The organism is Sphingopyxis chilensis (genome assembly GCF_035930445.1).
GTDB classification, from domain to species: Bacteria; Pseudomonadota; Alphaproteobacteria; order Sphingomonadales; family Sphingomonadaceae; genus Sphingopyxis; species Sphingopyxis chilensis.
In genome coordinates this window covers 801,757-815,164 of the sequence record NZ_CP142394.1, presented here as the reverse complement: position 1 = coordinate 815,164, position 13,408 = coordinate 801,757, and the positions used below count along the sequence as shown (strand labels likewise).

At 57.5% G+C, this 13,408-nt stretch carries 10 protein-coding genes; 3 read left to right on the top strand and 7 right to left on the bottom strand.

Annotated features, from left to right (window positions below):
* Positions 1-264: 264 nt before the first annotated feature.
* The 6 genes from VSX79_RS03730 to VSX79_RS03705 form a co-directional block, all read right to left on the bottom strand.
* On the bottom strand, positions 265-1,677 hold the full coding sequence (locus tag VSX79_RS03730; protein ID WP_326915216.1) for a tannase/feruloyl esterase family alpha/beta hydrolase: 1,413 nt from the start codon (positions 1,675-1,677) through the stop codon (positions 265-267).
* A 276-nt stretch (positions 1,678-1,953) separates the two neighbouring features.
* The gene (locus tag VSX79_RS03725) at positions 1,954-4,143 is read right to left on the bottom strand and encodes a TonB-dependent receptor (protein ID WP_326914457.1); all 2,190 of its coding nucleotides are present in this window, start codon (positions 4,141-4,143) and stop codon (positions 1,954-1,956) included.
* Between the two features lie 250 nt (positions 4,144-4,393).
* Positions 4,394-5,608 (bottom strand): NAD(P)/FAD-dependent oxidoreductase, encoded by a 1,215-nt coding sequence (locus VSX79_RS03720; RefSeq protein WP_326914456.1) that lies wholly within the window; start codon positions 5,606-5,608, stop codon positions 4,394-4,396.
* Positions 5,609-5,675: 67 nt separating this feature from the next.
* Positions 5,676-6,662, bottom strand: coding sequence for an ornithine cyclodeaminase family protein (locus VSX79_RS03715; RefSeq protein ID WP_326914455.1), 987 nt, complete (start codon positions 6,660-6,662; stop codon positions 5,676-5,678).
* Positions 6,663-6,671: 9 nt separating this feature from the next.
* The gene (locus VSX79_RS03710; protein WP_326914454.1) at positions 6,672-7,844 is read right to left on the bottom strand and encodes a dipeptidase; all 1,173 of its coding nucleotides are present in this window, start codon (positions 7,842-7,844) and stop codon (positions 6,672-6,674) included.
* Between the two features lie 26 nt (positions 7,845-7,870).
* Entirely contained in the window at positions 7,871-9,241 is a 1,371-nt protein-coding gene (locus VSX79_RS03705) for a serine hydrolase domain-containing protein (protein WP_326914453.1), read from the bottom strand.
* Between the two features lie 115 nt (positions 9,242-9,356).
* Between VSX79_RS03705 and VSX79_RS03700 the strand changes: the two genes are divergently transcribed.
* The 3 genes from VSX79_RS03700 to argE all read left to right on the top strand — a co-directional run bounded on the left by VSX79_RS03700 (position 9,357) and on the right by argE (position 12,795).
* Positions 9,357-10,040, top strand: a complete 684-nt coding sequence (locus VSX79_RS03700; protein WP_326914452.1) for a GntR family transcriptional regulator — start codon at positions 9,357-9,359, stop codon at positions 10,038-10,040.
* Between the two features lie 180 nt (positions 10,041-10,220).
* Positions 10,221-11,558 (top strand): MFS transporter, encoded by a 1,338-nt coding sequence (locus tag VSX79_RS03695; protein ID WP_326914451.1) that lies wholly within the window; start codon positions 10,221-10,223, stop codon positions 11,556-11,558.
* Position 11,559: 1 nt separating this feature from the next.
* A complete protein-coding gene (argE, locus tag VSX79_RS03690; RefSeq protein WP_326914450.1) occupies positions 11,560-12,795 on the top strand; it encodes an acetylornithine deacetylase in 1,236 nt (411 codons plus the stop codon).
* Between the two features lie 370 nt (positions 12,796-13,165).
* Here argE and VSX79_RS03685 read toward each other — a convergent pair whose 3' ends face one another.
* Entirely contained in the window at positions 13,166-13,369 is a 204-nt protein-coding gene (locus VSX79_RS03685; protein WP_326914449.1) for a hypothetical protein, read from the bottom strand.
* Positions 13,370-13,408 lie beyond the last annotated feature (39 nt).

Sequence of the window (13,408 nt, the reverse complement as noted above, 5' to 3'; positions counted from 1 at the left end):
AGAAGCTTCTTCACAAAGTATCGATAAAACCTGTGTCAGGATTAAGGGACAATGGTAGGATTCTAATCGGAGGCAAATCGTTCGCTCACGCGGGCATTTGCGAGGCAGCTCTCCTGGACAGGAGACTTGCTCCACTGCATGGCGTAGCGGTCCTGACATTGAGAGATCCCAACTAGCGAGTACAACGGAACATGTTCGAGATCCTGAGATTCCGCAGATACAAAACGGCCTCGGTATAATTAATTTTCTGAATAATTATCTTTTCTAGAACTTGCTTCCTCGCAAAAATTCCGGATCTATTTTATCGTAGCTATCGACATTATTCACATCGCCCTCCCCTCTATATTTATAATATCCGGGGAAGCTAAACACGGGCTTCGTCGACTCAGGGGGCAGGATCGTTGACGAACCACCCTTCGAATTTGGCTTGGTGGCTACTAGGAAATCCGGGCCGACGCCTTTTTCGACCCATGTTCGGAGATAAGGAAGAGAGTCGATGGAATGGGCACCCGCGCCGCTCGCCCCGCAATGGTTTGCGCCCGGGATGAGATAGAACCTCAGGAAGTTATCGACCTTTCCACCAGCGACAGCTCGAGCAACTTCGAAATAATCGATCATCTGGCCCGTGAGTGCACCTACGTCGTCAGCCCCTTGCACCATCATCAATTTCCCGCCAGCTGCACGGAAAGGACGTAGGTCAGGGGTGGAAGGCACATAGGTTGCGCCTATGCCTATTCGCCCATATTCCCGCTCAAAATCGACGTTCTCGTAGTTGAACGCAGGCTTGGCGCCGGGGAACGCGAGCTCGGAAAAGGCGCTCAGGTTGCGATCCATTTTCTTCGAGCCCCAAAACCTCCACTGCAATTCGGAACCCGGCAAGAACCCGACCCCTGGAGCTAGCGGCTTTCCATCTCGCCCTCGCGGCGAAGAGTATATCCGCTCCGCGAAATCGATCTCCGGCTCACCGAGACAAGACTTCCCGGCCAGGCCGCGGCCACCACATTTCAATTCTCGTGGAGAGAACCTGCAGCTCATGGGATTGCTAATTACCCCATCCTTTAGCCCGTCATCACCATCGCAAGCCCGCAGGGCTCCGTCGTGGAGCGTTTGGATGTCCGCATCAGTCAATTTTTGTATGTATTTTGAGTGATATAACAGACGCAGCAGAAAGTCGCCAAAGTCCGTTTGGGCACCGCCGGCCATCACGCCGTCGAAGTCTCTTGGAAAACGCTGTGCAGTGGTCAGGGCTAAGTTTCCGCCAGCGGAGCACCCCATGAGATATGAGAACTCGGCGGCATCCTCGTAAAACTCGGAGATAGTCGATTTCGCTACTTGGGTTAGAGTATGAACTGAGCCGTTCCAGTCGTAGCGACCTCCAACGATGCGCCGCACTAACGCTTGCACCGGACTGCCCGATTCTGCGCTTTCAAGCGGATTCTTTAGCCCAAACCGGTACATTGGCATGCACGCGTAGCCGTCCTTCACGTAACTCGCGCATGCAGGGCCGTCAGCTGCGGCGAGCGAGACAAAACGGCCGTTCCAATTGTCTGTCGGCAGGTGAATTTCAAACTCTGGGAACCCGCCTTTTACCTCGCCCGCTACAAGGCAATATCGCGTACCGAACCCGGGCAATGATTCCACGGACGATGATTTGACCGTCGCTTCGGCATCGAGCATGTTCAAAGCAAAAGACTTTGCCTGAAGACACTTATTTGCAGTTGGTGACTCCAGGCCCGATCCCACTTCGCCACGGGCTGCGGGGCTCCCCGCTCCCCTCGCCGCCTGAACGGGTGGAACCCGACCTGAAGCATCCCGGGTCGCCGCATGAGCTACGTGACCAGCAACCGCAAGCGCGCATGCCGATACCGTCAATGCCAGTTGCCTGAAATACATGCGGCCTCCCCTGCGATGGATAGTTGCCGGGCGACACCCCGGAGGGCTGAGCCCGTGATCCTAGTACTTGAGCTCGAAGGCTATCGCGAAGGTCCTTGGACGGACAAGCGTACCAAAGCGATTGCCGCTGCCGTCGGACGTCGTCCCGACGGAACTGAGCGCGAACTTATCAAATACGTTGTCAACGCGCGCCATGATGCTGAACCCAGGCCACTTGAGTCCGGCGCGCAGGTCTAGCAGGCTCCGCGCGGCGAGCTTAGTGCTACCGGTTTCGGTAAACACGCTGCCCATCGAACTTTGATGGTTTGCCGTGAGGCCGATCGTCGGCGAGGGCCTGGCTCCTTCGTTAAACGCGTGGTCGATGATCGCAGCGCCCGACCACTCGGGCGAGAACGGCAGGGGGTCGCCCGCCTGCACCCCCACTTGGGGTACCGCCGCCTTGATCGACCCCTTGCTATGGGCGCCTCGCAAACTGATGCTTAGTCCCGGCGTCGGTTGCATATCGATCGCGGCCTCGATTCCCCGGGACCGAGCCTTCGCCGCATTCAAAATGACCGAATGTCTCCCAATCACTGCGCCGAGTTGAATATCCTTCCAGTCGATCTGGTACGCGGCCAACTCAAAATTCACACCCGGAGCAATTCGACCCTTTACGCCGGCCTCGTAGTTCCAAAGCGTGTCGGCACGATAGGTAATAGGAACGCCCGCATCGATCGCGTCTTGCGCCAGAATTTGTGTGCTGCCTGGCCGATAACCACTAGCGGCGCGCACGTAGAGGGTAAGATCCCGAGTGGGCTTGTAACTAACGGTCGCGAGGTAAGTGACTTTCGAATCCGTGTCATTCAGCGGAGGAATGGGAACTTGTCCCAATATGCCCGATCGGAACAAGTCAAATGACTGCTTGTTCCGCGAATACCTCGCGCCCACCGTGGCTTCGAGAGATTCAGAGAAGTTGGCAGTGACGTTGCCGAAAGCAGCGTACTCGTCATATCGCGCATGATTGAAAAACGTGTAGATATCGTACCCGGGCACTGTCGTGGGCAGGAAGTCTCCGTTGGCATCCGTGCCTCGAAATGGATAGAAATTTACATCTCGTTCCCGGTCATAATAGAAGCCGGCCAGCCACTCGATGCTCCCCGGATTCGAAGCAAGTCTAAGCTCGTTCGACAATCGCTTCGACTTCACGTCGTTTTGAGAGAAGACGCCAACTGTTCCAGGTCCGCCAAGGAATGCTATGCTTGATACATCCATATTGATCCTATTCTTCGTTACAGAATAGGATAAAATGTTAGAAAGGTCAGCAAAATCCAGGTCGACTTTAGTTATATTTGTTATGATTCGATACTCACCCCTGAATGAGTTGTCGAATATGGACCTATTAGAATATCCATTCAGGGGCTTTAGGCTGGAGTTTACATAAATTCCACTCCGGTCATTCCTGTAGATATCCTGGGCGAGCCCGGTGAATGTCGTCTCGACCGTCTCACTCAGCGCAAAACGCAACGAGGCCCTTCCTCCCGTAGTCCGCGAATAGTTGGCATCTTTTTCCCGCGCCGTGTTGTCCGCGTACCCTGGTTGGCGACGATGAAACACCGAGGCGCGGAGGGCGACCTTGCCCGGAACTAGCGGCGTGTTTAGCGAGGCTCGCAACCCGTAGCCGATATCTCCGTGCGTAACCTGCGTAAGCTCGCCACGGAAAGACCCGCTAACATCGTCTAGATTCGGCTGCTTGGTCACGTAGCGGATTACGCCGCCCATCGCCGAGGCACCGTACAGTGTCGATTGGGGGCCCTTCAGAATTTCAATTCGATCGATGTCCGCCAGGTCGGGATCGAACACGAAACCGACAGCGAGGACGAGCGGCGAGCTCGGTGTGAGCGGCGCATCGTCGAGGTATACGCCGACCAACGGCCCCCGGTCACTGCCGGTATTGATGCCACGAATCACGGGCTGGCCAGTCCCCTCTCCGCCATCGCGAAGGACGAGGCCCGGGACCTGCTTTACGTAATCGGCGAGATTGCTGACACCCTGGTCTATCAGGGCATCGCCCGTGAGGACGGCAACGGAAGTCGGAACATCCTGCAATCGCTGGCTTCGTTTTTGGGCCGTGACAATGATCTCGTCCCTTGGCGATTCACTTACCTCGTCGGAGGCAGCGGCCTCTGACGCCTGCGCGACGCCGAATCCCTGCACCCCGATGACTGCAACTGACAAAAGCAACCGCACTCGCTCCTTGGCCCACCTGTTCATTTTGCCCTCCCTGGCTCGTCAAGCCTGATTCGCTCAGGCCGCACCCGGCAGTAATGCATATTTTATCCAAAATAAAGATCGGATTCAGGGTTTGCCGCAGAAATTTGCCCTTTCCGGTCGAAAATTTGCTCAAGATGTCGCGCTCCAGCTTCGCGTGCGTATAATATTGTATAAAATTATTGCTCGCGAACTGTTGCTTGGCTCCAGGTCATCGCGGTGGTCGACCTAGGCTGGCCGCGCGATTTCCGTGTCAGCGCTTCCCACTGCTAAAGCGTTCTAAGGAACAGATGTTCAGGGGAAAGGGCGGATCTCCGCTTCCCAGGAGGGCAGCAACGGCTTGGCCCGTAACGGCTGCTTGCGTCAGACCAAGATGTTGATGACCGAATGCGTATAGGACGCGGTTATCGCGAGACAGGCGCCCGATCGCGGGTAGGCTGTCAGGAAAAGAGGGGCGACACCCCATCCATCGTTCGCCTTGTCCGGCCGCCCAGTCATCGACGTACCTTCCCGCAAGCTCTCGCAATTGGTCGGCGCGCCGCCAGCTAGGAAGAGAAGTCGGCTTTGCTAATTCGACAGTCCCGGCCAAGCGCAACCCGTTGCCGAGAGGCGAGGCCAAGAAAGATTCCCGGTGAAATGATATTGGCCGCGAAGGCCTGTGCGCGACTTCCCGCATCATGAAATGATAGCCTCGCTCTGCCGCGATCGGCACACGCACTCCGAGCGGGCGAAGGAGATCGGCTGACCAGAAGCCGGCGCAGACTACGACGCGATCGGCGCCGAGGCACTGGTCCCCCGTCGTGATAGTTACGCCGTTCACGCGTGGGTTTATGGACACGACACGTGCTTGTTTCATCTTGCCGCCTCGTTCGACGAACGCCGATAGTAAGGCGCTGTTGACAGCCATCGGGTCGCTGACGTGGGCGACCCGGCCATGGAAAAGCGCTGCCCCGATACGGCCAGACAATAGCGGCTCTAGTTCTCCCGCCTGCAATGGATCCAACAGCTCGACGGCTGCTTGCTGGTCAGAAAGACGGCGCGCCAACGCCCTAAGGGATCGTTCCGCGCCGAGATCAAGGGAGGGACTGACTTCAAGCATCCCGCGCTCGGACAGGAGACTACTTGCTCCCGCTGCGAGCAGTAATTCGCGCCAGGCAACCAGCGCCCGGGCGTTGATCGCTTTCAATCCCTCGATCGACTTCAGCTGGGCCCCCGGAAGCGCATTCAGAGCGTACCGGAACAGCCAAGGTGCCAGTGACGGCAAATCCGAGGACCGAATTGAAAGCGGGCCAAGAGGGTCCAGCAGCATCCGCGGTACGCGGACCAGCGTGTGAATGTTGGATAACGGTAATACGAAAGAGGTCGCGATGACGCCGGCATTCCCGCTTGAACACCCCCCACCTGGTGCACCGGCATCGATCAGCGTGACGGTGATACCTCGCAACGTAAGGGTTAGCGCCGTGGCCAAGCCGACCACTCCTCCGCCCACGACTATCATTGATTCGCGCGACTCGCGTCCTTCAAGGCGAGCCGCATCAAGCACCAGGCGGCACTTTATCATGCCCTTGGCTAAGCCCCAGGACCAACTTCGCAGCTGCGAAATCGGCTGCCGCTATTCCGACCGATTTGAATACCGATATCCCCCCTACACGGTCGCCCTTCTTGGCTAGCAGGCTAGCGAAATCTCCGCTTACGCTGGCCCGGTTGATAACGCCGGCAGCGATCGCATCAATCAGGTCGCCTGACTCGTCTACGGCAGAGAGGGTATCCACCCAGATCTCGGAAGCACGACTCATAAGTCGATCGTCGCTTTCCCGCATTCGCGGAGTAAAGCTTCCAAACAGGTCGATGTGTGCGCTGGGCGATAGCCAGTCGCCGTGGAGGAATGGCTCGTTCGCCGCAGTTGCCGACGCGATCATGTCCGCGCCGGACACGGCGCTTTCCAGATCCGATTCCAGCGCACAATCGATCCCGTCTGCGTTTAACCGGCCAACGAGCACCTCGGCACGAGCTGTTGACCTTGCATGCACTGTTATGCTCGCAAAACGCCCACTCGCAAAATGACCGCGCACTAGCGACTCAGCCAGCGGCCCCGCCCCCAGCACGGACAGTCGTCTCGCATCTGGGTGTGCTAAGCGCCGCGCGGACAAGATTGACAGTGCTGCCGTTCGCCTATGAGTCAGCGTCTCGGCCGCGATCATCGCCCTCAATTGCCCCGATCGCGCGTCCAAGAGAATATAGCTCGCACCGTGAGTAGGTTGACCAAGCTGGCTATTTTGCGACCAATAGGTGACCAGCTTTAAGCCCAGGACCTGATCATCCTGCCAAGCAGGCATGATAAGAAACTCGCCCACTTCACCCGAGAGCGAAGAGATCTTGTGCCGGTGTCTCCTGGGCGCAACGACAGTCGCGCCAACGGCGTGCTCAATCGCCTCGAGTAGATCGACCCACGGGAGCCGTTCGGCGACGGCCTGGTCATCGAGAACAATTGCTGGTTGCGACGGTGTATACAGCGTGTCCATGTATCGCCTTCAACCGCACACCGCGGCGAATACACGCAGTGCATTTTCGCCGAGGACAGCTATTACGGCCTCGTCCGACCATCCGCGGGACACGAGGCCACGGGTGATATTGGGCATGTCTCGGCAATCGTCGAATCCATCGAGATTGACCTCCACGTCCAAGGCGTCCTCGGCGCGAAACCCCGTGTCGGCATTGCTGGGCGAAAATAGGGGGCGTTGGATTTCTATCGGTGCCTGGAGCGGCCAATCGGTCCCTATCGCGACATGCTGCCAGCCAACCAGCCCGGCAATGTACTCAATGTGATCCAGCATGTGCTCAATCGATGGCTTATTGCTATCGGTTAGGTACGCAGGCACGGCGAGAACGCCGATCAAGCCACCAGTCCCTGCAATGGCCTTTAAACAATCGTCGTCCTTGCCACGAGAGTGGCTGAACAATCCCTTGGCGCTTGTGTGATTTGCCGTGACCGGCTTCTTGGAGAACCTGCAAGCGTCGAGAGTCGTTTGTGGCCCGCAGTGGCTCGTATCAACTATTACACCGAGTTCATTGCAGTGCTTCACTACGCGGACGCCGTGATGCGAAAGGCCGGCGTCGGCCCGCTCGGTACAGCCGGAGCCAACAGAGGTCATGCTATTATATGTGAGCATGAGAGACCGAAGACCCTTTTCAAACGCTCGCGTGATAGCGCTTAGGTCGTTCGGAATGGAGACGAGTGGCTGGTAGTTGGCGAACGAGCCAATTACGTTGTCGGCCTTGGCAGCGCGCATTTCCGCCGCGGTCGTCACGAGGCGCATGCGATTTCCGTCTAGGTAAGGTGTCGCATCGATACCTTGCAGCGGGTCCTCGAAGATCGGCAGCTGGTGCGAGATGATCGACAGTCCTGCTTCGCGATACCAATCGTATATCAGGCCAGACTGTCCCGAGAGAGCCATGTCGTATGGCCAGTTCACGGCGATTGAGTAGCGTTCGTAGATATTGTTAGAAGCGTTGATCCGCGCATCCAGGTCCGCCCGCAGTCCGGACGGATAGTGATCAAAAATGCGTGCGCCTGCCCGCTGGGATAGCAAGTCGATCACGATCGCCTCGCGGTGCAGCTTTGCTGCCCGGCTTTCCTCGGCGTCCGACATACCAAAAGAATATCGGCCAGGACGGCGAGCTTTCAAAGAAGCGGACGAAGTCACCTTTACCCCCTATCGACAAGAGCTCTTCAATTTCCCAAGGTTCGCCGTCTGAACAGCCTGACGCCAGAATGGAGCTTGGTCATCTGTCCATTGCGGTCGGGTTCAGAAAATAGGAACTCGGCGCCCTTTTGATTGAGATCGGAGAACATTTCGAAACGATGCTCCCCGATGGGAAACAATCTGACCGCAGGAGAAAGGCGATCGCCGCGATCGTAAAGCGCGTGGTCCATTCCAGAACGGAGCGTGAGCCCCTCTTCACCAATCTCCACTTGCTGAAACTGCAGGTTGTTTCCGAATACGCCAGTATAAGGCTTAAGATCGCGGGGCATTGATGCCTGAGGCGTACGCCCAGGCACGGGATTTCCGGTCCAAGTCGAAATTATCGGCTCGCACATCGCGGCGTGCAAACGCCCACCCCGGTCACAATTAGTGAGTAAGGCCATCACGCGGCCAGTAGGCTCATGCGCATAAAGCACCGACGCCACGCCAGGACCAGCACCGCCATGCCAAAGGACACCCGATGGCATCACGAGCCAGCCAAGTCCCCAGGAAGCATCCATGGCCGCCAATTTTGCCGACGGGCGCGTCATTGCTCGAGATAATTCTCGCGAGAGCAATTGCGTGCCCTTGCTGCTCGTGTCACCCGGTACTAACGCGCGTGCGAAAGTCACTAGGTCACCTGCACTCATCATCGCCGTGGTGCCGCAGGAAGCGAAACTGAGTGGCAGGAAGGGGCGAGACGTCTGGATGTTTCGACCTTCCGCATAGTCCCATATATCGCCAACACTACACCTGAATCTCGGCACCTCCGTGATGTCCACGAGCGCATGGAGCAAACCGAGTGGCTTGAATATTCGCTCCTTGACGAGCTCGTACCAGCTCCGCCCACGCAGCTTTTGGGTGACGTACCCGGCGATGCAAGTCGCCAGATTCGAATAGGAGACATCTTCTCCCGGCGCATGGAGTTGGCCAACTTCGCCGCAACGAGCCACCAGGTCGACTATACGCTCTTGGTCAGCACCATGGTCAGTCAGCATGTCGCAATCGATACCGCTCGTGTGGTTGATGAGCATCCTGCACGTTATACGTCCAAGTGCAGACTCGTCACGAAGGCGTAATTCCGGGACATGTTTCGTCACCGGGTCGTCAAGATCCATGAGACCATCGTCGACCAGCTGCAAAAAAAGCACGGCATTCATCAGCTTCGTGATTGAACCGATATGCATGACGGTGTCGATCGTGACGGCATCGCCCGTGACACTGTTGCGAACTCCCGCAACCGCGGAACGCATTTGCATCCCGTCCCAGTACGCAAATGACGCCCCGGTCACGCCAAGCGAGGCCGCCAATTCGCGAAGCGCGCTTTCAAAGTCATGCGTTGCGTCGATGTCCACCACTTTGATTCCTCACCACTGCACATTTTATACAATCTTTATCGTTCAAGGCTGCTATCATGGGTTAACTCGGTTCTCAAGGCCGTTATTCAACTTGAAAGATATCGCGGGGCTAAGAATGGCAGAACAGGACGTCGGCGTCAGGCCGTCGGAAAAGGTAGAACGGTTGACCCTTGGTGACAGCACCACTGATCAACTGCGCCGAATGATCATCTCTGGGGAGCTACCCGATGGCAAAGCACTTCGCCAAGATGAGATAGCCGCCCGTTTAGGCGTGAGCCGCAGCCCCTTACGCGAGGCTCTTTCTAGACTCGAAGCGGAGGGATTGATCGCCGGCATCCGGCATCGCGGTTACGTAGTGACGGGCCTCTCCCACGACGAGATCCTTGAGCTTTTCGAGCTGAGGGCCATGTTAGAACCTGACCTTATCGCCCGCGCGATTCCACGTATGACTCAAGAGGACATCGAAAAAGCCAAGATCGAGCTCAGCGCTTACGACCGCGAAATAAGTGGCGCGGCACACCCAGCCTGGGGAGAAGGTAACACGCGTTTTCACATGGCGCTCTACAGCCCGTCGGGTCGTACGACGGCCTTAGAAATAGTGAGGGGCTTGCTCACGAAAACCGCCCGCTACACGAGGACTGTGCTGACCCTAGGGACCGGCGTCGACCAGGCAAAGGAAGACCATAGCAACTTGCTTGCACTATGTTCTAACCGGTCCCCACACCTCGCAGCCGCACTGACCCGCGATCACATCGAGCGTGCGCGCGATGACCTGTTCCGATTGCTAGAGCAATCCTAGGGTAGACAGCTGTAGCCGGCCAGGCCCTCTGCAAATCAATTTCACAACACTCCAAGCCAGTTGACAACGTCGCCAATTTTCTAAATTGTATAAAAAGTGCAAAACAAGGAGTTGGGATTGTGAAAGCATCCGTTCGACATCGCATCGTTCCTCGACGTTCTATCTCGGCGGCCGCTTAACATGGAGGCTCACATTGCGCCTGGCGCGCGCGCCATCGAAGCGACGGGTGTCGGGTCCACGCCGGAGCACCTCGGGGCAGCGTGGTACGCACTGGGCGTGTTGGTCGCGGCCTACCTCATGGCCTACGTAGACAAGCAGGTCATCGCGATCGCCGCCGCGCAAATTGGGACATCGTTGTCGTTAACTGATCCGCAGATCGGGATGGTGCTAGGATTGGGGGCCGCAATTTTCGCACCGCTCGCAATCATCTTGGTGGGCTTCTTGGCTGACCGGTTTAGTCGTCCACTGATACTGGCAATTGGGATATCGCTATGGAGCGCGGCAACAGCTGCTTGCGGGCTCTCGCAGACCTATAACCAGCTACTAGTTGCGAGCATTGTCAGGACGGTTGGCGAAGCGACCTTGGTCCCAATCGCCTATGCCTTGATCCCCGACGTTTTTCCACGTCGGCTGTGGGTCACGGGCAACATTGTTTTCTTCGTATCTGCTTTGCTGGGGATATCGATAGGACTTGCTTCGGCTAGTGCCGCACTCGACTGGTTCTCTCGCAATAGCAGCCCATGGGTCGCGAGCCTTGGTGAGCCTTGGCGAATTACGATGGTCGCGGTGGCCTTGCCCGGCCCCTTGCTATCCCTGATGACACTTTTCATCAGGACCCGTTACAGGGCGACGGTCGATACTCAAGATGACGCTGACCGACTCGGCCTAGTCGAATTTGCGCGGATAACTTGGAAGGCACTGGCGCCCTTGTTGCTCGCGAAGGCCTCTTTGCAAGTCGCGCTGGGTGGACTTTTTGCTTGGCTCGTCGTCGCCCTGCCCCGCCAATTCGACATCGCGGCTACACGAGCGGGATATGATTTCAGCATCGCCACCGCTGTTGGGAGCGTTTTAGGCGTGGGTGCCGCCTTCATATTGTCTCGCCGCTTTGCCGATCCCACGTCTAGCTTGGGACCACTCAAGACAGCACTCGGTACTTTCTCGGGGTTGATATTTATTTCTCCATTGATCTTGGCGGCAACCTCGGCAGGCCAAGTCGTGGCGGTGGCCGGGGTAATCATAGGCCTAGCGATGGGTGCGTCGTCGCTTCTTCCGGGCCTCGTACAGATCCTTACGCCCTCGCACCTTCGTGGCCGGGCATCGGCTGCATTCGCGCTAGTGCAGGTGTTCGGTTTTGGGCTGGGATCGTTGCTCGTGGGGGCGGTATCCGGGACAGCCTATTTTGAAGGAGACGCGTTGGCTGCAATCGCAGCAGTTAACATCGCAAGTTGGCTCGTGGCTGCGGTCGCGATTAATTTCACCCGCCTGACGATGCCTGCTGCCCTCGAAAAGGTGCAATAGCATGGCCGGAAACGAGGAGCCCCTTCGTCCGTCCCCGCTCGCGCTAGAATGGGTCGAGCGTCTCATAGCGTTCGACACGACGTCAAGGGTGTCAAATCTCGCGCTAATTGAGTTCGTTGCGAAATTCCTGCGCGACGAAAATTGGCACGTGAGCCTTACTTGGAACCACGACGGCAGAAAGGCGAACCTGTTCGCGACCCTGCCGGCTCTCAACGGGACGTTGCAGGGTGGGCTGGTATTGTCCGGGCATACCGACGTGGTACCGGTAGATGGACAAGACTGGACCACCGACCCTTTCGCCCCACAGGTTCGCAACGATCGCCTCTACGGACGTGGCGCCTGTGACATGAAAGGCTTCCTAGGCGTTGCAATCAGCCTCGCGCCTCGGTGGGCGAAACTAGGCCTGCCCCACCCGGTGCACCTCGCGCTCTCGTTTGACGAAGAAGTGGGTTGCCTCGGAGCACCGATCTTGATCGAAGATCTTGCCCGACGCGGCGTGAAGCCCGATTACTGCATAGTTGGCGAGCCGACCAACATGCAGCCGGTCATTGCCCACAAGGGCATCCGGATCCTACGCTGCAGCGTTCGTGGCCGCCCTTCTCATTCCTCGCGCCCGCACGATGGCGTGAACGCAATCGAGTACGCATCTCGCATCCTAAATCACCTAACCGAGATTGCGCGAACAGCGAAGGAAGAGGGCCCATTCGACGAAGGGTTTGATCCCCCTTACACTTCGCTGGTCGTGAGCGAGATTTCAGGAGGCACCGCTCCAAACGTGGTCGCCGAGCACTGTGTTTTCACGTTCGAATATCGTGCCCTGCCGTCAGAGGATCCCCTTCGCATAGAACGGGAAGTGAGGCGGTTTATTCATGAAGTCATCAACCCCGCGATGCAGCACGGTTCGCCGGAGCTCGGCGCCAAGCTAGAAGTAGTCGCGGACGTCCCGGGTTTCGACGCGGGGGCAAACAACAGCCAAATCTTGAAACGAGTAACAGATTTGACGACCGGCAATCACTGCAAGGTTTCATACGGCACCGAAGCCGGTCAATTCCAAGCCACGGGGATCCAGACCATCGTATGCGGCCCCGGCTCTATCGAGCAAGCTCACCGAGCAGATGAGTGGGTGGCCTTAACCGATTTGGCGTACTGCGAAGAATTTCTGGTCAAGATCGCCGAGACGGCAGTTCTTGCACGACGCCCTATGGCCCCCTCCAGGAAACCTTCAGGAAAGGCCTAATGGATCCGTGGCGACACGCCATCAAAGTTGCCGCCGAGCCGCAGCGTCAACAACGTCGGTGATCGCCGACACCTTTGGCGTGCCAAGTAACGTGGCCGCGGCATGATCAATCGCACTTTCGACTTCCGGCGGTTCGTGATCTTGATCGTATCCTCCGAGTAGGATCGCCTTGCATATGACGGTAGGTGAGCGGAGATCGCACTGGTGCAAGCCGCTTAGCAAAGCCGGCTCTACCGCAAAGTCATTGTAGCCTGCGGGCTCCCTTGGATGCTTACGCTATAGGCGAAATCAAGACCCCTCCTGTCGACGTGACACCGTCGGGTGTGTCCCGTCGTGCTTGCCGAATGGACAATCGTGGAGCCTGAGGATCTCAATCCGCTTCGATGATGCACTGAATCCGCCCGGTAGCAACCATGACGCCCCGACAGACACCGTGGTCATCGGCCATGGGCAAGTGGCCGGCCAAGAACTTAGTACGAGACGCCTCAGCCATCAGATCTCCAAGATCGCGAAAGGGGAGGTCAAGGGAAAGAGGGTGGGTGTGGCCCATCAGGTAGACTTGGTAGATCGCCATTACGCGGCCTCCTTCCGTTGCCCGCTGGTAGTAGCCGCG